General features: G+C 61.2%; 20 protein-coding genes. 9 read left to right on the top strand and 11 right to left on the bottom strand.

All coding sequences use genetic code 11. From position 1 onward, the window contains the following. Positions 1-113: 113 nt before the first annotated feature. The 4 genes from DCO57_RS06475 to DCO57_RS06460 are packed head-to-tail and all read left to right on the top strand — an operon-like array spanning position 114 to position 3,716. The gene (locus DCO57_RS06475; RefSeq protein WP_116698055.1) at positions 114-1,022 is read left to right on the top strand and encodes a siderophore ABC transporter substrate-binding protein; all 909 of its coding nucleotides are present in this window, start codon (positions 114-116) and stop codon (positions 1,020-1,022) included. Between the two features lie 15 nt (positions 1,023-1,037). Beyond that, on the top strand, positions 1,038-2,027 hold the full coding sequence (locus DCO57_RS06470; protein WP_244287892.1) for an iron chelate uptake ABC transporter family permease subunit: 990 nt from the start codon (positions 1,038-1,040) through the stop codon (positions 2,025-2,027). Next, positions 2,017-2,961 (top strand): iron chelate uptake ABC transporter family permease subunit, encoded by a 945-nt coding sequence (locus tag DCO57_RS06465; RefSeq protein ID WP_205756096.1) that lies wholly within the window; start codon positions 2,017-2,019, stop codon positions 2,959-2,961. Before DCO57_RS06470 ends, DCO57_RS06465 begins: the two co-directional genes overlap by 11 nt. After that, positions 2,958-3,716: an ATP-binding cassette domain-containing protein gene (locus DCO57_RS06460; protein WP_116698054.1), complete on the top strand. Its 759-nt coding sequence runs from the start codon at positions 2,958-2,960 to the stop codon at positions 3,714-3,716. Before DCO57_RS06465 ends, DCO57_RS06460 begins: the two co-directional genes overlap by 4 nt. A 52-nt stretch (positions 3,717-3,768) precedes the next feature. Here the strand turns inward: DCO57_RS06460 and DCO57_RS06455 are convergent, their stop codons facing one another. The 8 genes from DCO57_RS06455 to DCO57_RS06420 all read right to left on the bottom strand — a co-directional run bounded on the left by DCO57_RS06455 (position 3,769) and on the right by DCO57_RS06420 (position 11,319). Beyond that, complete coding sequence (locus DCO57_RS06455) at positions 3,769-5,730, bottom strand: TonB-dependent receptor (RefSeq protein WP_116698053.1); 1,962 nt, start codon at positions 5,728-5,730, stop codon at positions 3,769-3,771. Positions 5,731-5,964: 234 nt separating this feature from the next. After that, on the bottom strand, positions 5,965-7,038 hold the full coding sequence (locus tag DCO57_RS06450; RefSeq protein ID WP_116698052.1) for an energy transducer TonB: 1,074 nt from the start codon (positions 7,036-7,038) through the stop codon (positions 5,965-5,967). Further along, entirely contained in the window at positions 7,035-7,433 is a 399-nt protein-coding gene (locus DCO57_RS06445) for a biopolymer transporter ExbD (protein WP_116698051.1), read from the bottom strand. Before DCO57_RS06445 ends, DCO57_RS06450 begins: the two co-directional genes overlap by 4 nt. A gap of 8 nt (positions 7,434-7,441) precedes the next feature. Further along, positions 7,442-7,816, bottom strand: coding sequence for a biopolymer transporter ExbD (locus DCO57_RS06440; protein WP_116698050.1), 375 nt, complete (start codon positions 7,814-7,816; stop codon positions 7,442-7,444). Next, positions 7,806-8,498 (bottom strand): MotA/TolQ/ExbB proton channel family protein, encoded by a 693-nt coding sequence (locus tag DCO57_RS06435; RefSeq protein WP_208977836.1) that lies wholly within the window; start codon positions 8,496-8,498, stop codon positions 7,806-7,808. Before DCO57_RS06435 ends, DCO57_RS06440 begins: the two co-directional genes overlap by 11 nt. Before the next feature lie 45 nt (positions 8,499-8,543). After that, positions 8,544-8,963, bottom strand: a complete 420-nt coding sequence (locus tag DCO57_RS06430; protein WP_116698048.1) for a hypothetical protein — start codon at positions 8,961-8,963, stop codon at positions 8,544-8,546. Between the two features lie 35 nt (positions 8,964-8,998). Next, complete coding sequence (locus tag DCO57_RS06425; RefSeq protein ID WP_116698047.1) at positions 8,999-9,301, bottom strand: DUF2218 domain-containing protein; 303 nt, start codon at positions 9,299-9,301, stop codon at positions 8,999-9,001. Between the two features lie 77 nt (positions 9,302-9,378). Beyond that, complete coding sequence (locus DCO57_RS06420) at positions 9,379-11,319, bottom strand: TonB-dependent receptor (protein ID WP_205756095.1); 1,941 nt, start codon at positions 11,317-11,319, stop codon at positions 9,379-9,381. Between the two features lie 280 nt (positions 11,320-11,599). On the opposite strand from DCO57_RS06420, the gene DCO57_RS06415 reads away from it, so the two are divergent. Further along, entirely contained in the window at positions 11,600-12,598 is a 999-nt protein-coding gene (locus DCO57_RS06415; RefSeq protein ID WP_165814662.1) for an AraC family transcriptional regulator, read from the top strand. Positions 12,599-12,803: 205 nt separating this feature from the next. Here the strand turns inward: DCO57_RS06415 and DCO57_RS06410 are convergent, their stop codons facing one another. Then, the gene (locus DCO57_RS06410; protein WP_165814661.1) at positions 12,804-13,811 is read right to left on the bottom strand and encodes a YHYH protein; all 1,008 of its coding nucleotides are present in this window, start codon (positions 13,809-13,811) and stop codon (positions 12,804-12,806) included. Between the two features lie 185 nt (positions 13,812-13,996). Here DCO57_RS06410 and DCO57_RS06405 point away from each other — a divergent pair, with 185 nt between their 5' ends. The 4 genes from DCO57_RS06405 to DCO57_RS06390 all read left to right on the top strand — a co-directional run bounded on the left by DCO57_RS06405 (position 13,997) and on the right by DCO57_RS06390 (position 17,571). Further along, on the top strand, positions 13,997-15,475 hold the full coding sequence (locus DCO57_RS06405) for an ATP-binding protein (protein ID WP_165814660.1): 1,479 nt from the start codon (positions 13,997-13,999) through the stop codon (positions 15,473-15,475). Then, on the top strand, positions 15,468-16,166 hold the full coding sequence (locus tag DCO57_RS06400; RefSeq protein ID WP_116698042.1) for a response regulator: 699 nt from the start codon (positions 15,468-15,470) through the stop codon (positions 16,164-16,166). The genes DCO57_RS06405 and DCO57_RS06400 overlap by 8 nt, the downstream gene beginning before the upstream one ends. Positions 16,167-16,262: 96 nt before the next feature. After that, positions 16,263-16,679 carry a hypothetical protein gene (locus DCO57_RS06395; RefSeq protein ID WP_116698041.1) on the top strand — a complete coding sequence of 139 codons (417 nt, stop codon included), beginning with the start codon at positions 16,263-16,265 and terminating at the stop codon, positions 16,677-16,679. Between the two features lie 538 nt (positions 16,680-17,217). After that, the gene (locus tag DCO57_RS06390; protein ID WP_116698040.1) at positions 17,218-17,571 is read left to right on the top strand and encodes a hypothetical protein; all 354 of its coding nucleotides are present in this window, start codon (positions 17,218-17,220) and stop codon (positions 17,569-17,571) included. 269 nt (positions 17,572-17,840) lie between these two features. Here the strand turns inward: DCO57_RS06390 and DCO57_RS06385 are convergent, their stop codons facing one another. Then, positions 17,841-20,957 (bottom strand): efflux RND transporter permease subunit, encoded by a 3,117-nt coding sequence (locus DCO57_RS06385; protein ID WP_116698039.1) that lies wholly within the window; start codon positions 20,955-20,957, stop codon positions 17,841-17,843. Then, a complete protein-coding gene (locus DCO57_RS06380; protein ID WP_116698038.1) occupies positions 20,954-22,276 on the bottom strand; it encodes an efflux RND transporter periplasmic adaptor subunit in 1,323 nt (440 codons plus the stop codon). The genes DCO57_RS06385 and DCO57_RS06380 overlap by 4 nt, the downstream gene beginning before the upstream one ends. Positions 22,277-22,292: the final 16 nt, after the last annotated feature.

Below are 22,292 nucleotides of genomic sequence, written 5' to 3'. Positions count from 1 at the left end.
GGCATGACGGACAGGCCGTGAGCACTTCGATCACAAGGCCTTGCGGCAATCTCGCTTTTTCACGCTCAGCCATCTTTCGGGAACAGCCAGGCGTCCATATTCGGAGACGGACGATGCGCAGCATTCCTTCCCTCGCCGCTCTGGCGGCTGCAATGGTGCTTGGCACCCAGGCCCTGGCAGGCACGGTGTCGATCGAAACGGCCAAGGGGCCGGTAGAGGTTCCCGCCAGCCCGGAGAAGATCGCGGTGTTCGACATCGCGGCCATCGACACGCTCAACGCGCTCGGCGTCGCCATCGCGGGAGCACCGCAAAATGTCTATGTCGATCACCTTGAGGACATCTCCAGATCCGCGGAACCGATCGGAACCCTCTTCGAACCGGATTTCGAGGCCCTCAACGCCCTGCAGCCAGATCTGATCATTGCCGGCGGCCGTTCTTCGTCCCAGGTCGAGGCGCTTTCCGCCCTGGCACCGACCATCGACGTGACCATCTGGGGCGACGGTCTTCTGGATCAGGCCCGGGCCCGGCTGGCCGCATATGGTCAACTCTTCGACAAGACGGAGGAGGCCGCGAGGCTGGATGCGGAAATGGCAGCTGCCATCGACAGCCTCAGGACACAGGCAACCGGTGCAGGCAAGGCCCTCATTGTCCTGACCAACGGCCCGAAAATCAGCGTCTATGGCCCCGGCTCCCGCTTCGGCTGGCTGTATACGGAGCTCGGCATCGATGCCGCCGTCGAGACCACCGAAGATTCCACCCATGGCGAGGGCGTGTCGTTCGAATTCATTCGGGACGTCAATCCGGACTGGTTGCTGGTGATCGACCGGGCGGCCGCGATCGGTGCCGAAGGCGCATCCGCCGCCGAAACCCTGGACAACAAGCTCGTTGCGGAAACGACCGCCTGGAAAAAAGGTCAGGTCATTTATCTGGATGCCGCCAAGATCTATATCTCCGCCGGCGGATACCAATCCGTGCTGGACACGATGGCGGATCTTGCCGCCGCGTTTTCCAAGGCGAATTAAGCGGTAAAAGAGGCTTTGCACCCGAGCACACGCCGATTTCCGTCCACAACGATCCGGTGGTCCATCGGGCTGACCGGCCTTCTGGCCGGCCTCATCCTGACAAGCTTCGCCATCGGCGCAGCAAATATCGGCCTGTTGGACCTTCTTCAAACGCCGGAGGGACTCGAGCTTTTTCTCATCAGCCGCGTACCGCGCACGCTCGCGGCATTCCTGGCGGGTGCCTCTCTGGCCGTCGCCGGCGTCATCATGCAGATGCTGGCACGCAACCGGTTCGTCGAACCGGCGACCGCCGGGTCCGCCGAATGCGCCGCACTCGGCCTTCTGGCCGTAACCATGCTGATGCCGACAAGTTCCATTTTCCTGAAAATGATCGTCTCCAGCGGCGCCGCCTTCGCGGGCACGGCGGTCTTTCTCGCGCTTGTCCAGAGACTGCCGCCATCCCAGCCGCTGCTGGTGCCGCTGACCGGCATCGTCTATGGCAGCGTCATCGCCGCGATCACAACCTTCATCGCCTATGAAAACGATCTGATCCAGTATCTCAGCATCTGGATGAACGGCGAATTTTCCGGGGTGCTGCAGGGGCGCTACGAACTGCTCTGGGCCGCCGGACTGGTGGCGCTGGTCGCCTATCTGTATGCCGACCGGTTCACGATCGCCGGCCTTGGCCGGGACGCTGCCACCGGTCTTGGTCTCAATTACCGCCAGGTACTGATCATCGGCCTCAGCATCGTCGCCCTGATCACCTCCTTCACTGTCATCACCGTCGGCATGCTGCCCTTCGTGGGACTCGTTGTTCCCAACATCGTCAGCCGTTTTCATGGCGACAACGCCCGCCGGACTCTGCCCCTTGTGGCGCTTCTCGGCGGTATCCTGGTGCTGGCCAGCGACATTGCCGGCCGGCTGCTGCGCTACCCTTACGAGATTCCGGCCGGAACGGTCTTCGGTGTCGTCGGCACCGGCGTGTTCCTGTGGCTCCTGTTCGCGAGGCCGGTGCATGCACGCTAGGAAACTGCTCGTGCTGGGCGTCCTCGCCGGTCTGGCCATCCTCGCCTACATGACAATCGGCGCGCGCGGAAACTGGGGCTTCATACTGAGCTTCCGGGGGACGAAACTCGCCGCCCTCCTTCTGGTTGCCACCGCCCTCGCCCTGTCGACACTCCTGTTCCAGACTCTGACAAGCAACCGCATCCTGACCCCATCCATCATGGGTTTCGACGCGCTTTATGTGCTGCTCCAGACCGGGCTGGTGTTTCTGCTCGGAGGGCTGGGATATGCGGCCATCCCGGCGGACGCGAAATTCGCCTTCGAGGTGGCGCTGCTGACCGGTGCGGCGCTTGCGCTTTTCGGCAGCCTGCTCGGCAGCGGCCTGAACGATCTGTTCCGCATGCTGCTCGTGGGCGTCATATTCGGCGTCTTCTTCCGCAGCCTTACCGCCCTGCTGCAGCGCCTGATCGATCCGAACGAATTCGCGGTCGTCCAGGGGGCCATGTTCGCGAGCTTCAACAAGGCGAACACCCAGTTGCTGCTGGTGTCCGGGGCTCTGATTCTCCTGTGCAGCCTCCTTGCCTGGCGCAAGCGGCATGTGCTCGACGTGATGGCCCTCGGCCGTGAACAGGCGATCAGCCTCGGGCTCGACCACCGGCGGGAGCTGTTTACCGGACTGGTCCTTGTCTCCGTTCTCGTGGCAACCTCCACCGCACTGGTCGGGCCAGTCGCCTTTTTCGGCCTGCTGATCAGCGCGCTCACCTATGAGATCATCCGGAGCCAGCATCACGGCGATCTGCTGATCGGCTCGGTCCTGATCTCCGTCATCGTGCTTGTCGGTGGCCAGACCCTGTTCGAGCGGGTGCTCGGCATGGGCGGCAGCCTGAGCCTTGTCGTCGAATTTCTGGGAGGCCTCGTCTTCCTCATGTTGATCCTGCGAAAGGTGCGCGCATGATAACGATCGAAAATGTCTCGTTCCGTCATGGCAAAGCTCCGGTCCTGAAGGACATCTCGCTGACAATCGAAAAAGGCGGCATCACTGCCCTGATCGGCCCGAACGGCGCCGGGAAATCGACCCTTTTTGCGCTGATGGCGCGGCTGCTGCCGCTGCAGACCGGCAGGATCACCTTTGACGAGCTCGATGTTCGGCAAAGCCCCTCCAGGGAGTTGGCCCTGAAACTTGCAATTCTTCGCCAGATCACCAGCATTGCCTCGCGCATCACCGTCCGGGAGATGATCGGTTTCGGCCGCTTTCCGCACCACAGGGGACGACCGGGGAATCATGATCGCGAGAAGGTCGGGGAGGCCCTGGAGATGTTCGATCTCGGGGACCTGTCCGGACGCTTCATCGACGAGCTGTCCGGCGGACAGCGCCAGCGCGTGCTTGTGGCCATGGCCTATGCCCAGGACACGGACTATCTGCTGCTTGACGAGCCGCTGAACAATCTCGACATGCATTACGCGCGCGATCTGATGAAGCAGTTGCGCTCCCTTGCCGATACCCACGGCAAGACCATCGTGGTCGTGCTGCACGAGATCAACTATGCCGCCGCCTATGCGGACCGCATCATAGCGCTGAAGGATGGCACGGTTGCCGCGCAGGGGAAGACCGCAGATTTCATGACCGAAAAGACGTTGTCGGCAATCTACAACATGGAGGTCCGTATCCGGGAACTCGACGGCAAGCTGATCGCCCTGCATCACGCATGACATGCACACCCGCGGCCGACCGCCGGTGTGCATGTCTTCGCTATATCCAGGATCAGTAGCGCAGCTTGGCGGTCAGCCGGAAGGAACGGCCCGGTTCGTAGAGCGGCGTGATGGAGTCATACTCCTGTCCGTAGGTCGCCCGGTCCGCATAATTCTCGTCGAAGATATTGTTGGCTTCGACCCGGAGCGAGAGATATTCGAACTGTTTCGGCTTGTATTCCGCATAGGCGTTGAAAACCGTATAGGGATCCAGCGGCTCGTAACCGGCCGAGACAAAGCCGTCATATTCCAGCGCCGCGTCCACTGATGCCCCCAGCGTGACGTCGTAGCGCGTAAAGGTATGGGCGATTTCACCGGAAATGATCTGACCGACACCGGCGCCGACATTGATCAGGTAGTAGGATTCAACCACCGAGTCGGCCAGGGCCAGCCGCGTATCCGCATAGGAGATCTTGGCAAAGCCATTGCCCCAATTGTATCCGGCGCCGAGATTGAAGCCCCAGCTGGAGAAATCCGTATTGCCGTCGCCGTCGCGATAGTTCCAGAAGCGGGTGTTGAACACGTTGCCTTCCGCGAACCAGCCGGCATGCTCGTATTTGACACCGGCGGTCAGATTGTCCGAACGGACCGGCTTCAGATTGCCGTAGTCCCAGGGCCGCCAGTATTCGAAGGTTTCCTCCAGATCGATGCCCCCGAAGACATTCGAGTAACCGGCATTGACGGAGAAGCCGCCGTAGACATCGACCTCCGCGAAGACGTTGCCGCTCAGCCCGGAATTGTCCAGCGTGGTGCCGTCCTTGCCTTCGAACCGGTTGTTGTCGGCACGACCGCCGAAGGACAGGTTGATCCGGTCGATCGGCCGCAGGCGGGCCTGAACATAGGCGCCGACATTGGTGACCTGTTCCCGGTAGGTCTCCGCAGGGTCGTAATAGTCGCCAATCTGGGACAACAGGTCGACACCGGTTGTCAGAGTGTTGCCTTCGTTGAATTCGAAGACATTCTCGATCTTGGCGGTCCAGGCACTGCCGAGGCCTTCGCTGCCGTAGGGTTCAGGCACTGTGTAGTCGTTCTCGCTGTAGCCGACGACAAATTGCGGGTTCCAGAGACCTTCGACTTCGTCTCTGCCGAAGCTAACCGAGAAATTCGTCCGCTTCAGGTCATAGGGCCGCAGGGAATAGTCGCCGTTCAGACCGCCGATATTGGCCCTGTAGGGACGCAGGGAATCGTCCGACACCTGCTGACCACTGACCTCGAAGCGGTAACCGTTGTCCACTTCAACAGCCGCCTTGCCAAGCAGGCTGTGAAAACCGGCTGCAGTTCCCGGAATGGTAAAACCGTCACCGTTCTCGTAGTCGTCGCCATCGGCGAATTTTGCATAGCCGAGAATTTCGAACATTCCATGGCGCGCATAGGCCGCCCCGCTTTCGCTGAACGTGCTGCCGTTGCTGTCGTAACTCACGGAAGCGAAGGCGCCCACATTGCGGTCCGGGAGCAGGAGATCCTGCACGTCGACCGTTTCATAGACAATTGACCCGCCCAGGGCGGCAAAGCCGGCATCGGCCGGCGCGACCCCCGGATCCACCCGGACGGATTTCAGCAAGCTGGGGTCGATGTAATTGGTGCTGGTGTGGTGAAAGATCCGGTTGCCCTGCGGCACGCCATCGATGGAGACAGCCAGATTGGCCTCGTCGATCCCATTGACGAAGACCTTCTGCGAAACCGGAATGCCACCGCCGACCGAAATCGACGCATCTCCCGCGAAGACCTCGCGCAGACTCTGCGGATCGGTCCGCTGCAGCTCCTCGAGCGGAATATAGATCGACTGCGCGCGGTCCGCCGCCCCGTGGTGCTTGTCGTAACGATCCGCTTCGCTTGGCGTGACCACGATGGTCTCCAGCGTGATGTCATCTGCTGCCGACACGGAGGAAGACGACGAGCTGTCCTGCGCTGCGGCCATGTCCGCGATCAGCGTGGATGATAGTACTGTGCTGGCAAGCAGAATTGATAGACGCATGCGATCAGGCAAGGTCAGCCCCCTTGTTCTTGATGTCTCGAAAGCAGCTGGATCCGGCGGGTCAGCCGAGATTGGCTTGTGCCGGCCCCACTTGCACGGCACGCCGGATCGTATACATGAGAATTTTACTCATGTAAAACACTGTTTGAAATATCGTTTGCCTCACGCCGCAAAATGGTCTGCGCCGCCTTGCCCCTCAGATGGACGGAAAGCGGCCGAAGGTGTCCTTCGCTGTTAACGGCTGAAGCGCACCGGCACCTGAAGGCTCAGTCTGCCGACGGTCATCCCGGCGGGAAATTTCGGCATGGGCGCCGCGCGGCGCACCATGTCCAGCGCCGCCTGGTCGAGGACCGGTTGACCGGAGGAGCGGACGACGCGAATGCCCGACACCGCCCCGCTTCGGGAGATGGTGAAGGCGACCTGCACCGTTCCGCTGAGATTCTCGCGACGCGCCTGTCGCGGATAGCGTTTCGCACGCCGCAGCTTTGCCAGGATCTTCCCCTTGTAATTCGAGGTCGCCCTGGTACCGCCATCCGTGGACTTGCTGTCCTTGCGTCCGTTGGAGTTTGAACGGGCCGTCTTGCTGGTGACCCGTTCTCCGCCCTTCCGGGAACTGGCTTCGGCGCCCCTGGTCTGCGCCGTCTTGAGTTTTTTGTCCGGTGTCTTTTTCGGCCGTGTCGTGCGGAACGGCGGTTTCGGCTTGGTTCTGGGCGTCTCTGTCACATCCTGCAGCGGATCCTCGACAGGCCGCAGGACCTCGGAAACTGGCTTGACCGGCTCGACGCTCACAGGCGGTTCGACCCTGGCAATCTCGACCGGTGTCCGGTCCTGTTGCGGCTCCGTCGGTTGTACAGCCTCCACCGGCCTGACCGTTTCCGGTGCTTCGGGAACCGTTTCGGTCGGTGGCGTGGCTTCCGGCTGAACGGTCTCGACGGGTTTTGCGGCCGTTACCGGATCCGCCGAAGTCACGCCGGCGACAACCGGAGCAGCAGCGGCCGGCTGAACGGAAGCGATCTCCACCGGTTTCACCGCTGTGTCCGGTGGCACCTCGGTCATTTTCACCGGCTCCGTGACAGGCTCCAGCGGATCGGGATCCGGTTCGATCTCCTCCACCGGCCTGGTCTCGGACACGATTTCCACCTGGACACCGGCGACCAGGTCCTCGAGCGATCCGATCACGGAAACGCCACCGCCCTGGGAGGCGGCGATCGAAACGTCGTCCGGATCCTTGGCAAAATACGCCGCGCCGGTACCGTGCAGCACCAGCGAAACGACGGCACCCGCCAGCAGGAAACGGGAGAAAGTCACTGCGCGCCCCTTCTGGTGATCAGGACAATATCCCTGCGGCCCGCTTCTTTCAGGTCCTTGAGCACCTTTTCCAGGGCATCGGCTTTCAGGGTACCGTCGGCAGCCACCTTGATCGGACCGTCTTCTTCGGACGTCTCTTCCCGTTGCGCCAGCCAGTCGGTGACGGTCATTTCGATCTCACCGCCATAGGTCCGCCCCTGCGGGTCGATGATCAGCGCGCCCGTGGAGCGGATGGTTTCATCCTCGAGGATATTCACCGGCGGCTTGATCTGCCGTGCGTCATCCCTGGCGATCGACCCGGCAAACAGGAAAAAGATCAGCATCAGGAAGACGACATTGATCAGCGGAATGGTGTTTTCCGGCGGTTCCCGGCGCTGCTGTTTTTTCATGCGCATGAAATCACCTAGTTTCCGGTTACCAGAACGGTCCGCAGGCCGGTCTGGCGCGCTGCGGACATGCTGTCGACCACATCCTGAACATTCGCCTCCGGCCCGGACCAGATCGCGACGAGACTGTCTTCCTTCAGCTCGGCAAAGCGCTGGGACAGCTCGGCCTTCACGAGCGGTCTGCCGTTCAGGTCAAGCTTGCTGGCCGAGTGAATACGCAGATAGGCCGGCCGGACATCCGCACCGCCGCCCTCGCCGCCGCTCGAAACGTCTAGCGCCTGGTAGCGGGTGAAGCTGGAGGCGAGCATGAAAAACAGCAGCAACAGGAAAATGACATCGATGAGCGAGGTGAGGCCGACAGGCCGGCGCCGCGTTCTCGGCTTAAACTGCATGCCTCGTCTCCGGTGGCGCTTCGAGAGACACGACCCGCCCGGGCCCTCGCTCGGCGACCGCGCCGGTGAAGAATGCGGTCACCAGCGCTTCCATCTCGGACTGCTCCGCCTCGATGCGGCTGTCGAGCCAGCCGACGACCGCGGAAACGGGAATCGCCACGGCGAGGCCGACCGCCGTCGTCAGCAGGGCCACCCAGATTCCGCCGGCAAGCACCGAGGGGTCCACAGCGGCCCCCGCGCCCTGCATGGCCTGAAAGGCTTCGATCATGCCGAGCACGGTCCCGAGCAAACCGATCAGAGGTGCGGTCTGCGCGATCATGTCGAGCGGGCGCAGATAGGCCCGAAGCGCGTTGATCCGCTGGATGCAGATACGCTCCACATCCTCTTTCAGCACCTCCGCCGGAGCCGAACCGGCCCCGCTGCCCAGGATCAGTTTCAGCATGATGTCCGCGACAACCGACCTGCCCCGCGCGGCAATCGCCTTCGCGTCATCCGGATGTCCGTCCAGCCAGGCGGCAAGCGCCTTTCGGGCGGCCCCGAAACGTCCGACGCCAAGAAAGGTGAACTGCAGGATCTTGGCCGCGATCAGGGCCACCGCGACAAGCGAGAGTACAAGCAGGAAAATGACCACCGGACCGCCCTGGTCGATCAGGCCGGTCAGGGGAGAAAGGAATTGCGGCATCGTTACATCAGCGCCTTCGGGCATGTCTGGTCAACACAATCTGGATCAAAGGATGAAATCGATTTCCGAACGGGTGCTGAGCTGCAGTTTGGGCAGGCAGTCTCCGGCCGGTTCGCCGTCGATTTCGCAAGCCCGGACCTCGTTCAGCAGCACGCGCGACATGCCGGAGCACTCGCCCCTGGCCACGTCATACTGGCGGACCCGGGTCTTTCCGGCAGGCAAGTCTCCGAAGTCGACGGCCGCATAGCCGGCCACCCCTCCGGACCTGTCGAACATCACCAGATCGAGCCCGAGAGCCTTGACCGGTTTCGGGAGTTCGTTGCGGATGACGAAGGTGAGTCTGCAGGCGTCGCCAACCGTCTCGGCGCCATTCAGCTGAATGGAAATCGACTCGGCCGACTGCGCGCCGGCCGCGCTAGCAAGGAGGCAGGCCGAAACCAGTGCCGGAACCAAAGATCTTTTCATCCCTTAGCTCTCCCGTTGGAGCAATCCTGCGGGCGTCAGTCCTGCCTGGAACTGTCCGGCCCGCACCATTCGAGTGTCAGTTTCTCTCTCCAGGCAAACCGCTCGAGGTGATCGTCGATCACGTATTTCATGCGGTCGATTTTCTGCTCTTCGTCGGCCTCGCAGCGGATCGTCAGGGAGGTCGGCGAAGCTTCCATCCGGCACGAACCGAACGGAAAACACACCTTGCCGGACGCAGAATCCCATTCGGCCGGAACCTTGTGGGCAAAATGCTTGCAAAGCTGCTGAAGATATTTTGAGGCTGAGGCGGTCTCTGCCGTCGTGGTGACGATGAACATTGCCCTGGCGGTCCGTTCTTTACACTGAAAATGCGAGCCGGGGGAACCGGCCCGCGCGAAAAAGATGAATTCTATCTTCAGAATTTAGCGGAGGCCGTCAGGAAGAAGCTCCGTCCCGGCGAATTGACAGGCACCACACGGCTTGTCGCGCTGTAGCTGCCCCGGCTGTAGTAGGTCTCGTCGAAGATATTGTTGACCTCGGCTCTCAGGGAGAAATCGGTCTCTCCGAACGTGGGCGCCCATTCAGCGAAGACATTGACCACTTCATATCCCGGGATCGGGTTCTCGAAGCCGTTGTCCGCAAGGTCCTGGTTGGAATATTCGAATGCGATTTCCGCATCGGCCCCGAGCGTCAGGTCCCAGTCTTCGAAGGTATACCCTGCGCCGAGCGCCAGAATATCGCCCACCGGCACAGCCGAGTTCACATCCCCGAAGAGAGCGATCCGGTCGCCATACTCGACATCCGTATGGGTATAGGCGGCCGACACATAGGCATTGGCCCAGTCGAAGCGCGCGGAAAGGTCGAAGCCCTTGGAGATCAGGTCGTCGCCATTGACGCGCGTGAGGGTCGCATAGTCGTAGGTGATCGGATTCAGCATCTTGATGTAGAACAGGTCCGCCCCGAGGGTCAGGCCGCTCCACCGGTAGGTCAGGCCGACCTTGGCATTATGCGCCGTCGTCGGGTCGAGATCGGAGGAATAGGTGTAGTCCTGCGCGTGGTAGAGCGCCGCCTCTGACTGCTCCAGACCGCCGAAGACATAGGAATATCCCCCATTGACCGTCAGGCCGGTGAAGATCTCGTAGCCCAGATTGATGTTCGGCGAGAGACCCACGTTGTCGAAGGTCTGGTCATCGACGGAATGATAGCTCTGGAAATCCGCCCGAAGGCCGGTCGAAACATCGAGACCCTGAACCGGCATGAGCCGGGCCTGCACGTAGCCGCCGATATTGGTGATGTCTTCAGAGGCATTGGTGGAAAAGTGGAACCGCTCGATATCGATCTGGTCGTGGTAGAAATCGACACCGGCCGTAAGCGTTCCCATGGCGAAGTGAAAACGGTTTTCGATGTGGCCGCCGAGGGATTGCAGATCGGAATTGAAATCCCCGCTCGCCCGCGTGTAGCCGGAATTGTTCGGCCTGCTCAGCTTGTTGCGGTTGTAATAGAGCAGCACATCCGGGTCGAACTGGCCATCGGCACCTTCCAGAGAATACCTGAAGGTCGTCGTGATGCGTTCATAGAGATTCTCGTTGAAGTCCGTGCCGACCGCTCCCATGTTGGTACGCAGCCGCCGATAGCCGTTGTCACGGTAATATTCACCCGAGACCTCGAAACGATGCCCTTCCTGGCTCTGGTAGGCCAGCTTGCCGAGGCCTGTCCAGAGGTCCGTTGCGGTTCCAGGCTCCGTAAACCCGTCGCCCGCATCGTAGTCCTGACCTTCCGCCCGTGTCAGGGCGCCGAAATACTCGAAGCCCTGTTCAATGCCATAGGCGGCGGTGGTTCCCGTAAGCGTCATGGAATTGGTGTCGTAGCCGAAGGAAACGAGCGCACCGAGCTTCTGCCCCTCCTTCAGCATGTCGACCGCATCCACCGTTTCGAATTCCACGGAGCCGCCCAGCGCACCGGGGCCGCCATCGGCAGGCGCCACGCCTTCGTTGACCTCGACGGCCTTCAGGAAGCGCGGATCGATGCCAAGATCGCCGTTATGGTGCCAGACGTTGTTTTTCTGCCGGGCCCCGTCGACCGTCACGTTGAGCTTGGACTGGTCGATCCCGTGCACGTAGATTTTCTGCGAGGCCGGACTGCCGCCGGCGGTGGTCACGGAAGGGGTTCCCTGGAACAGCTGCTTCAGATCGGCGGGCTGCCGCGCCTCGATCTCTTCACGGCTGATGTTGACGCTGGTTTCCAGCGCCTCGTATTTGTCCGCTTCCGCATCCGTGACGACAACGGTTTCAAGCTGCTGCACGTCCTGGGCGCCTGCCTGCCCCGCTGTCAGAGCCAGACCGCTGACAGACGCCACAACTACCGCCCGAATTGAAACACGACACTTCATATTGCACCCCAACCACAATCCCCCGGCACCTGACTCATGCGAGATGCCGGCAGGACTTAAACTTGATTTAATTACTCATGTATTTGATAAGTGGCTTGCCGGGTCCAGACAATTCCGAATCCGTTTGCCTGTCACTCAAAGACCTTTGCGAATCCCACCGGACGGCGGGACGGGTCTTTGGACAGCCGGACAGACCGGCATTGTCGGACCATCCCGGTTTGTTTTCTCCACGAGATACGGCACCGACATGTTTGTTCCGACCGACCACCAAAGACACTACGTCACCAAGGAAGACCTTATCCGTCATGCGGATACCCGGCCCGTGCGCTGGCTCGGGCCGAGACTGGAGACGGAAGATCCGGTTCTGCGCGGTGCGATCCATTTCGTGAAAATCGAGGACGGACTGTCCGTGCATTGTTCCAATGCGGAAGATCTGCATGATCTGAAGATCGAATCAGACACGGAACCGCGCTTGTGCGTCTCGCTCTTCCTCGAGGGGGAAGTCGAAGCCTATGTGGGGCCGTTCCGCGTGCCCATGCCGCGCTATGACGCTGCCGCCCGGCGCTGGCAGCCGGTGGCGACCGTCTACTCGCAGAACCGGCCGGAAAAATTTGTCCGGCAGGCGCGCCGGGGTGTCCGTCTGAAAAAAGTCGTGATCACGGTGTCCCACGCATGGGTGCGGACCTATCTCGACGCCACCGATCCCGACCATGCGGCCTTCCTGGACTTCACCGCGGAACACATGACCCACATGAGCTGGTGGCCAAGCAGCCATGCGATCAGTCTGGCCGAGCAGATCATCGCCGCACCGGGCCGGTCCCCGTTCCAGCACCGGCTCTATATCGCCGGACGGGTCTACGGTCTCCTGGAAGAAGCCTTCCGGCACTTTTCGGAAAACCGGTCTGAAGGCGATCCGGGAGCCCATGGCAGCGGCCAGGACCGGCAGCGTCTGCGGGCCATCGAACACTACCTTGGCAGCCAGAAAGGCCACTGGGTGACGGCGGAAGAACTCGCCCGGCATACCGGCATGAGCCAGAATTCCCTGCAGCGCCTGCTGTCGCGCAGCTATGGCCTGTCGACCTCCCGCTTCATCCGCCGCTTCATGCTGGAAAAAGCCCGCGAAGCGCTGGAACGGGACTCGGCCACGATCGCGGATGCCGCCCATCTGGCCGGCTATTCCTCACCCGCCAACTTCTCCACTGCCTTCAAACGGGAATTCGGCCTGTCACCGAAGCAGGTGACATGAAAGGGACCGGCTCCTCCGGGCCGGGTCCGTAAGTCCGGACAGGGTCTGACGGTGGTTCGCCTCGTTTCCGCCTCGATGCAACAGCCGGCCCGATTCAGGCGAGCGCCGCAATGTCTCCCCTCGGCAGGCCGTGACCGCGAACGAAACATCAGAATCCCACCCGGCTTCGGCCCGTATCATCAGCGTGCCTGACCGGGCTGCCGGCCTAGGGTCTTTCCGGCCTGACGCTGGCATCGCAGCTTTTGTCCGGGTCGTCCAGCGTACACCCGTGTTGTGCCTTCAGGCAGCCGATGATCAGGTTCGAGCCGGCCGCGTCGGCATGATAGTGATATCCGAGCCCCGGTTCCTCATGGCCTCGGCATTCATCGAGACCTGCCGGTTCGCTCCCGTCCCGGTTCAACTGCGCGAATATCCCGTAACCATCGAGGGCCAGACCGATCATCGGAGCATGTTCCTCGGCGGCAGCTATCTCGGGCGTGCAGCCGGTAACCGCATGATAATGATATCCCTCATGCGGGTTCACATGCCCACCACAGTCATCGAAGGGGGCGAGCGTATGGGCATCAAGGATCGCATCGACAGGTGCGGGGGCTTCGAGTTTCACACCATCGAACGCGACGCCGAAACCGGGCGGCCTCCGCCTGTCGAACAGATCGAGAAACCAAAGGCTCTTCTTTGCCTCAACCGGTTCCAACGGGATGACAAAAGTCGTCGAATGATCTTCGCCCAGATAGGAGGGGCTGCATTCCACGCAATAGTTTTGATATTTCACGTCCACATCCGGCCTGGCCGCCGCACGGCAGGCTTCTTCCGTGTCGGTGACGTGGACCTTGCCGGTCTGCGTATCGTAAAGCTGCCAGTCCGGGTCTTCATAGAACTCGGCCAGCTGTTTTACGAACTGGCCCGAAACGTCATATTTTCTTCCACTTTCAAGCCATATCCCCCCCTTGTCTGCACCGTCTTCGATCGAGTCCGGACACCAGGGGCCCATTTCCCGGGCGCCCGGTTCGGCATTGGTGGTAATGGACGCACAGCGGGTCGTGGTGCCCCCGGACAATGTGCAGTCGACCACCGTGATCGGCTTCAGAAGGTTCGCTGACGTGAAATAGGCGGAGATTTCCGCCAGACGTTCTGTCTCATCGTCAGCGAAGGCCGTCTGTGAAACCCCGCCCGCCACCAGCAGGGCGACTGCGATCCGCTTTTTGAAATGCATGTCCGGCTCCTTTTGTTGGCGTGCCACATTGCATGACAATGTGAAGACAGGATGCAGGAAATATGTCGCCATCTCCGCACCGGCATGTCCCAGAACTCTTGAAAGAGAGCTCATTTTTCTTGCTCGCCTTCCCTTGCGGACATGATCTCCATGTTCCCTCCACAATTGCCGGTCACGAGTTCCATATGTTTTGGCGCAAACTTTCCCTCACCAGCAAGCTGTTCATCGCAATAGGGGCGACATCCGCGACAATCGTAGCCGCCATGGCGCTCCTTGTCGTCATGAGCATGCGTGAAGGATTTGCGCAATATGTTCTCCAGGAGGAGATTGGTCGGCTGCAATCCCTGGAGCAGGCCCTGACGGCCTCATATGATCCGGAAAACCCGGGGTGGCCCGATCTCGTGGCATCGCACGCGTCCTGGCATGAATTCGTCGTCGACAACTTCAGGACGGGGGAACCGCGCCATCCCCCGGCCGGTGCCGAAGGACCGATGCCTCCCGGGCCGCGGCCGGCTTTTGACCTGAAACAGCTGTCCGACCGAATCATCCTCCTTGATGCCAATGGCGAGATCCTCATCGGCTCGGCGCCTTCCGGCACCCGCTTCGCCAAACGGCCGATCCCGGCTCCGGACAATGCCGACAGCACCACGGGCGCGAGCTCCAGGCCGCTTGGCTGGCTGGGCATGACCGCCCCTCTCGGCGGCGCCGGCCCCGCGGATGCCGTCTTTCTTGAAGGCCAGACGAAATCGCTGATAGTCGTTTCCGTGGCCGCCATTGCATTGTCGTTGATCGCCGCCTTCGTCCTGGCCCGGCAAATTCTGACACCGGTCAACCTCCTTGCGGAAGGCGCCAATGCCCTGGCCGATGGAAGGTTCGCAACGCGCATCGTCAACAATCGTCAGGATGAACTGGGAGCCCTGATAGACGATTTCAATTCACTCGCCGAGAATCTCGAAAACAAGGAAAAGGCCGAACGCCTCTGGGTCTCAAACACCTCTCATGAACTCCAGACGCCCGTAAGCCTTCTGCGGGCGGAAATCGAGGCGCTTCAGGACGGCATCCGGAAACCGGATCCGAAAACACTGGCGGGACTGCACGCCTCCGTCATGCGTCTTTCCGCCCTTGTCCACGATCTCAACTCTCTCGCGCGCACCCAGGAAGGTCACATCGAAATCGATCCGAACCGGCATGACCTGTCGAAACTTGTGAACGAGGCCGTCGAAAGGGCGCGATTGAGAATTGAGAAAGAGGGGCTCACGCTGACCCTGTTCCTGGAGCCTGGCGTTTCGATTGCCTGCGATCCGACAAGGATCGGGCAACTGCTGGACAACCTTCTTGAAAATTCACGCCGATATACCGATGCACCGGGTCAGATCCAGATCCAGGCGAGCGTTTCGGATCACCGGGCGAAGCTCGTGATAGAAGATACGTCTCCGTCTCCGGCCAGGACATCCATGCCCAAATTGTTCCAGCGCTTCTACCGCGAGGAGACCTCCCGTTCGCGTGTTTTTGGCGGATCCGGGCTGGGACTGTCCATTTGCGAGACGATCGTCGCGGCCCACGGCGGCACTATCGCTGCGTCCTTCTCCGACCTCGGCGGATTGCGTATCGCCCTCACTCTGCCGCTGCACAGCGCACAATTGCAAGACCTTCGAAATGCCTGAAGAAGAAGAAAAGATAGCTCCGAGAGTCCTGGTCGTCGAAGATGAAACCGCCCTTGCGGAAATCATGCGCGACTATTTCATCGACGCCGATATGGCTGTCGATCATCTGGATCACGGAACACCGGCCGTCGAAGCCATTCTCTGCGGATCCTACGACCTGATCGTGCTTGACCTGATGCTGCCGGGCAAGGACGGATTGGAGATTTGCCGCGAGGTCCGTCAGTCCTCCGACGTGGCGATCATCATGGTCACGGCAAAGGTGGAGGAAATAGATCGCCTGATCGGCCTGGAACTGGGCGCCGACGACTATCTTTGCAAGCCGTTTTCTCCGCGGGAGCTGATTGCCCGGGCCCGCACGGTCCTGCGCAGATCGCGTGGCGCTTCAACGGAAGCCGGATCCTCCTCCTCGAGGCTCTCCATAGACACCACCGGCTGGATTGCCAGACTGGACGGAAAACTGCTCAATCTGACCAGACGCGAATTCCAGCTGCTCGAGGCGCTTTACAGGCGTCCCGGCCGTGTCTTTTCCAGATCGCAGCTGCTCGATCTCGCCTTTCCCCAGGACAGCGAAATTTTTGACCGGACGATCGACAGTCACATCAAGAATATACGCCACAAGATCAAATCCACCGGAGACTGGGACCCGATCCGCTCCGTCTACGGAGTGGGATATTCCTTCGATCCGGAATAAGTAAAAAACACGATTCGGCCATATTTCCTGCGTTTTCGCTGGCGATTTGCGGTTCATTTTCCCGCTGCATACACCTCGGAACGAAGGATCTGAAGCATGACCCCGGAAGAACTCACCCCAGCCGAAAAAAATGACGTCACACGCAGGAAGCGCCGCACGCGCCGGTTCAGATTTGCGATCGCTCTCATGGTCGTAACCGGGTGCGGCTTACAGGCGGCAAGCATTGTCAGGGGAGAGGACACCCTGTTTTTCGACTCTGGCTCGACCGCCGGCGGCAGCACGCTGAACGGACTTACGATACTGGCGAAGTCCGACGGCCTCATGGCAGCCAATAACCAGAGGCCCCGCCGCGTTCCCGAAGAAGCGATCGCAGCATGTGCGAACCAGCAGGAACAAACACCCTGTTCCTTCAATGACCCGCGCCGCAACCAGACGATCTCCGGAACCTGCACGCAAGTTCAGAAGGGAGTTTCAGCCTGTTTTCCGAACGACGCACCGCCCCCTCGGGGATAGGCTGCCATCCGTCACGAAAACAGACCGGACGGAAACCCCGAAGCGTGTTGCATTCAAGCGCAGTCAGCGCGATCACCCTCGCCTTCCCCATGCGGCCTGAATGGAACCTTCGGACGGTTGCGCTCCAGGACAATTGATCCGGGCGAATATGGTCGTCCATGAAAAGCAAGCCGCCCGGGGCATCCCCGGACGGCTTTGCCATTTGCCCGATCACCGGTTCCAGGCCCCTCGATGGAAATCAGACCGGCCGCCCTCAGGCCTGTCGACGACATCGGAGCCGTATCGCGTCCGTCGACCGGAAGCCCCCCACAACCGGCCCGCCGCTCCCAAGGCAGCCATCCGCCATATCCTGCCTGGTCGCAACTCGCGACACAAAGACTGATGGATGACCTTCTGGTCTCCGGTCCCCGGAGACCACCTTCGGGCGATCACAATTGATCGAAAATATCACGCTTGAGACACATTTCCTGCGCTTTGGCTGGCGAATTGCCGACCATCTTCCAGCCTGCAAGTCGCTTACGAACGTAGGAACAAGCAGATGAAACCGGAAGAACGTGATCCGAACACCTATCAAGCCATAGAGGACAGCAAGCGCCGGACACGCCTGATCAAGTTGCTGGTCATTTTTCTGACCGGTGCAGGAAGCATTCTTCAGAACGTAGGCACCGAGACCATCGCTGACCTGTTGCACTCCGGCATGAGCTTCGGAACCGGCGGCGAAGTGTTGGAGGAAATGCCGGCGCTGAAGAAGTCGGACCGGCTGCCGGGATTTATCCCCGCATCCGTCCGGGACGCACAGACGGTCAGCGGTTGTTCGCATTCGCTGATGGGCCCGGCGATGCCGCCCCGGGCTGCGGGGAAAGACCTCCCCGCATCCCCGGTGGGGGGATAGGAGCTGTGCGACGGGTCTCCGCCACCCTGCAGGTCCCCGGGGGTGACCGGGTGGCTGCAACGCGTCGACAGTCACCTGTCATGGAGAGGGTCGGAACAGGGCTGTCGCCGGCTGCTGCTGCGGATCCCGGGTTACGGGAGCATCCGATGAGAAAGCCCGCAAGCTCCTGCGGGCTTCCCGGTCTGGACCTCGATGCCCCGGCGCAGCCGTCATGCCCGTTGCATGGTCGCAATCGACCGGCACCCGGATCTGGAGCGGTTCACGCCTGCTCAGGCACTGATTTCAGCCGGTTGCCCGACTTCGGCCAGCAGCTTCCTGTGTGCCGCGCCGGGCGCACCGCCCAGAGGCGCGATCCACCGATAGAGCACCGGCGTGAGAAACAGCGTGAAAATGGTGGCAAATCCGAGACCGCCAACGACAACCCAGCCGACGGCAATCCGCGCTTCCGCCCCGGCACCGGACGTCAGGATGAGCGGCAATCCACCGAAGACAGTGGAGACCATGGTCATCATGACAGGCCGGAGACGGAGCCTGACCGCGTTGCGGATGGCGCTGTCGATATCCTGCCCCTTCTCCCGCAGGAGATCGGCAAACTCGACGATCAGGATACCGTTCTTCGCCATCACGCCGATCAGCATCACCAGACCTATCTGACTGTAATAGTTCAGCGTCCCTCCACTGAGGGTGATCGCCATCATGGCAGCCGCCAGACCGAAGGGCACCGTGAGCATTATGATGGTGGCGCTGACGAAGCTCTCGAACTGGGCGGCAAGCACCAGCAGGACGATCAGTCCGGCGATGGCAAAGATGGCGTAGGTTCCGGACTTGCCGGATTCCAGCTCCGCCGCCTCCCCGAGCAGCGTGACGCCCACGCCGTCAGGCAGGATATCCGCCGCAAGTTCGTTCATTCGCGCGACAGCCGTACCCAGGCTCACGTCCGGAGGCAGGTTCGCATTGATCGAGATCGCAAGCGAACCGTTTTCACGCGCATAGGACGATTGGGCCAGTTCGGTGGAAAAGTGCGTTACCGACGACAACGGGATGATGCTTCCGTCATCGGTTCGCGCAAACACGCGCTCCAGGTCCCCATCGTCGTCCACAGGCTTCCCGCCCACCCGGATCATAAGATCGACCTCCTCGCCGTTGAGATACACGGAAGTCGCCGTCAGACCCTCGGTAACCGCCGAGATCATGTCGGCGATCGTCTCCGGCTCGATGCCGAGCTCCAGGGCCCGGTCCCGATCGATATCGACGCTGATCTGAGGGGAGGTATCGTTCTCCGCCAGTTGCGGATTGGTAAAGACCGGATCATCCTGCATCGCGGCAATCAGTTCGGCGGCACCGGCTTCAAGACGGCCGTAATCATTGCCGGTCACCGCGAATTTCAGTCCCGAACCGCCCCCGCGAATACCGAGAGAATTGGGAGAACGCAGCAGGATCCGGACACCCGGCACCTGCGCCAGATCACGGTTCAGGTCAGCACCGATTTCCTGCTGGGACCGCTCACGCGCCGACCAGTCGGCCAGACGGACGATCACGAATGCGGTGGTCCCGCCGCCCCTGCCGATCAGGGACAGGACGGCTTCCACTTCGCCGCTTTCCCGGTATGGCTGCAGAATGGCCTCCACCTGCGCGGCCTGCTCGCTCATGTAATCGTTGTTCGCCCCGACCGGACCCGCCACGATCGTGAAAAAGGTGCCGCGGTCTTCCGGCGGGGTCAGCGTGCTCGTCAGTTTCTGCGAGGCCCCGATCGCAAAGACGGCAATCGTCAATGCAATGCCGATGGTAAGAAGCGGCAGCCGGATCGACTGGTCGATGAGCCACAGGAAGGCCCGGGTTACGGTTCCCACCTTTTCGTCTGCCCCATTCCCCTCCTCCCCGGACGGCCGGTTCGAGCGCTTGCCTCCCGGATCCAGTATCGATGCGAGCATGGGAACCAGGGTCAGGGCAACGACGGAGGATATCGTCACGCAGAAGGCGAGGACAAATCCGAATTCGGAGAAAACCCCTCCCGCCTGACCGGGCAGGAAAGAAATGGGAATGAAGACGGCAGCGAGCGTGGCGGTCGTGGAAATGACGGCGAAGAAAACCTCGTTCGACCCGTTCACCGCCGCAAGGCGGGCGCCTTCGCCCTCATGTCGTCTGCGAACGATGTTTTCGACCACGACGATCGCATCGTCCACAACCATGCCGCTGGCGAGAACCAGGGCAAGCAGACTGATGGTATTGACGGAAAAACCCACCAGCCAGATTGCCCCCAGGGTGCCGATGAGGGCGACCGGTATGGCCACGGCCGGAATAAGCGTGGCACGCCAGGAACGCAGGAACAGGAAGATCACGGCAATCACGATGCCGATGGCCATGAGGATGGAGGTCGTCACTTCCTTGATGGAACCCTCGATGAACACGCCGTCATCAGTCATGACGTTCAGCGTCACATCGGTCGGCAACTGGGTTTTCAGTTCCTCAACCGCCTGGCGCACCTCCTGAGAGATCGTCAGCGTGTTGCCGACGGATTGGCGCACGATATCGATACCGATGGACGGGCGGCCGTTGGACCGCGCGTAGGCATCCCTTTCCTCGCCTGTCAACTGGACCAGTGCCACATCGGAAACACGGGTGGTGGCATTGATCCGCAGTCCGCCGATCAGTTCCGCAGTCACATCCGGGCTGACGGAGCGAAGAACCGTCGTGTTGGCGGCGCTGTCGACCGAACCGAGCGCATAATCATTGCGCAGGGTTTCAAGCGTCGTGCTGACATCTTCCAGTGTCAGCCCGCGTGAGAGCAGGGCGGGCATGAAGACGGTGATGCGGAACTCATCCGCCTGGGTGCCGGTGATCGTGACCTCGGCAATGCCCTCGATCAACGACAACCGGTCCGTAATGCGCCCTTCCGCAAGCAGGGTGAGCTCCGCCATGCTCCGGTTGCCGGAAAGGGACAGCCGGATGATGGGGTCGGCATCCGCATCGCTCTTGCGCACCGTCGGCTCATCGATGTCGTCCGGAAGATCCCGGGACGTCTGGGATACGATTTCACGCGCCTCATTCGCGGCAATATCCACGTCCGTGTTGCTGGTCAGATCCAGCGTGATCCTGCTGTACCCGTAGCTCGACGTGGACGATATCGCCTTGACGCCGTCAAGGGCGCCGAAGGCGTCCTCGAGGACAGACGTGACCTCGCGGTCGACGACATCCGCCGCGGCACCATCATACGTGGTGCGCACGGAAAGGGACGGCTGATCGACATCGGGCATCTCGCGCACTTCCAGCCCCATCAGGGCGGCAAGGCCGGCGATGATGATCAGAAGGTTCAGAACGAACGCGAGAATGGGCCGGCTGACGAACACACGTGTCATGCCGCCGAATGAGGAGTGCCCGGCGCTCATCGGACGGTATCCGCGTCTTTCGGCCCGGCCGTTTCCTGCACCGTCCCGTCGGGCGGGACAACCTGCGCAAGCCTGGCCCGGGCGACCTGCCCGCCGGCGGCCTGATCCCCCTGCCAGGTCTCGAGCGACGCGGTATTGTCTCCGCTCGCCGGTCCGGCGACCAGCACCTGAAGCCCCGGGCGCAGCTTGTGCACGCCATCGACAACCACCTTCGTGCCCGGTTTCAGGTCACCTTCCACCCAGATCGTGTCATCGATCCGCTTTCGGAAAACGACAGGAACGGGCTGGACACGTCCTCCGTCCTCGACCCAGACCCTGGTGCCCTCGCGTGTCCAGGTCATCGCCATGGCCGGAATGGACGCGACAGGCTCACTGACTTCTTCCAGGTGAATGGTGAATGTCATGCCCGGCCAGAGCAGACCTTCCGGGTTGTCGATTTCCGCCCTGACCGTGATTGTCCGGGTCGCTTCGTCAATCACACTGTCGAATGCGGTAATCTCGCCACCGAACACCTGCCCCGGTTTCGAGAGCGTGATCGCGCGCACGGGCATGCCGAGCTTCAGGATGGAGATCGCGCGCTCGGGCAATTCGAAATTCACAAGGATTGTGTCGGTGTTGTTGATTTCGGCGATTTTGCTGCCGCTGGACAGGTAGTCACCGGTCTCGAATTCGGTCAGACCCAGTCTGCCGTCTATCGGTGCGCGGATGGCCAGGTCCTTAACGGCTTCCTCCGCAAGTGCCAGATTGCCCTTGGCGATGGCGAGCGCGGCTTCCGCTTCCTTTATGGTGACCTGCGGTACCACACCGCTGTTCACCTTCTGAAGGGCCTGGTAACGTTCCAGACTGTCCTGGGCCTTTACCAGATTGGCCTTTGCGATTTCCACGTTGATCCGTTCGCTCGTGTCATCGAGCTGAATCAGGAGATCCCCCTTTGAGACAAAGGGCGTGCCTTTGAAAAGCACGTCCCTGATCTGGCCGGACACTTCGGAAATCAATGTGACGCTCTTTTGCGCCACACCGGTACCGATCGCGCTGTACTCATCCGCATAGGGCTGCATGACAACGGCTGCCGTGGTCACATAGGTCGCCCCCTGGGCCCGTCCGCGGCCGCCGGGGCCCGGACCACCTGTTCCCGGACCGCCCGCCGCAGCGCGTCGTGCAGGTTGCCCCTGCGCATTCGCAGCGCCTGACCTGGCGGTCTCCTGAGACACCCCGGCAGTCTGCCCCGGCAACCCTGCAATGGATGGCAAACCGAATTGGTAGACATAAACGCCTGCGATCAGAATCGCAGCGGCAAGAAAACTTGCGAGATGTTTCATTTGAACTTTTCACTGA

Source organism: Labrenzia sp. 011, from assembly GCF_003075075.1.
Taxonomy (GTDB): Bacteria; Pseudomonadota; Alphaproteobacteria; order Rhizobiales; family Stappiaceae; genus Roseibium.
This window is presented reverse-complemented; position numbering and strand designations above follow the sequence as displayed.

Bases quoted from the DNA above. Each gene is read 5' to 3' on its own strand.
- DCO57_RS06475 (WP_116698055.1), top strand. From the start codon at position 114: ATGCGCAGCATTCCTTCCCTCGCCGCTCTGGCGGCTGCAATGGTGCTT.
- DCO57_RS06465 (WP_205756096.1), top strand. From the start codon at position 2,017: ATGCACGCTAGGAAACTGCTCGTGCTGGGCGTCCTCGCCGGTCTGGCC.
- DCO57_RS06460 (WP_116698054.1), top strand. From the start codon at position 2,958: ATGATAACGATCGAAAATGTCTCGTTCCGTCATGGCAAAGCTCCGGTC.
- DCO57_RS06455 (WP_116698053.1), bottom strand. From the start codon at position 5,730: ATGCGTCTATCAATTCTGCTTGCCAGCACAGTACTATCATCCACGCTG.
- DCO57_RS06445 (WP_116698051.1), bottom strand. From the start codon at position 7,433: ATGCGCATGAAAAAACAGCAGCGCCGGGAACCGCCGGAAAACACCATT.
- DCO57_RS06440 (WP_116698050.1), bottom strand. From the start codon at position 7,816: ATGCAGTTTAAGCCGAGAACGCGGCGCCGGCCTGTCGGCCTCACCTCG.
- DCO57_RS06435 (WP_208977836.1), bottom strand. From the start codon at position 8,498: ATGCCGCAATTCCTTTCTCCCCTGACCGGCCTGATCGACCAGGGCGGT.
- DCO57_RS06430 (WP_116698048.1), bottom strand. From the start codon at position 8,963: ATGAAAAGATCTTTGGTTCCGGCACTGGTTTCGGCCTGCCTCCTTGCT.
- DCO57_RS06425 (WP_116698047.1), bottom strand. From the start codon at position 9,301: ATGTTCATCGTCACCACGACGGCAGAGACCGCCTCAGCCTCAAAATAT.
- DCO57_RS06415 (WP_165814662.1), top strand. From the start codon at position 11,600: ATGTTTGTTCCGACCGACCACCAAAGACACTACGTCACCAAGGAAGAC.
- DCO57_RS06410 (WP_165814661.1), bottom strand. From the start codon at position 13,811: ATGCATTTCAAAAAGCGGATCGCAGTCGCCCTGCTGGTGGCGGGCGGG.
- DCO57_RS06405 (WP_165814660.1), top strand. From the start codon at position 13,997: ATGTTTTGGCGCAAACTTTCCCTCACCAGCAAGCTGTTCATCGCAATA.
- DCO57_RS06400 (WP_116698042.1), top strand. From the start codon at position 15,468: ATGCCTGAAGAAGAAGAAAAGATAGCTCCGAGAGTCCTGGTCGTCGAA.
- DCO57_RS06395 (WP_116698041.1), top strand. From the start codon at position 16,263: ATGACCCCGGAAGAACTCACCCCAGCCGAAAAAAATGACGTCACACGC.
- DCO57_RS06390 (WP_116698040.1), top strand. From the start codon at position 17,218: ATGAAACCGGAAGAACGTGATCCGAACACCTATCAAGCCATAGAGGAC.
- DCO57_RS06385 (WP_116698039.1), bottom strand. From the start codon at position 20,957: ATGAGCGCCGGGCACTCCTCATTCGGCGGCATGACACGTGTGTTCGTC.
- DCO57_RS06380 (WP_116698038.1), bottom strand. From the start codon at position 22,276: ATGAAACATCTCGCAAGTTTTCTTGCCGCTGCGATTCTGATCGCAGGC.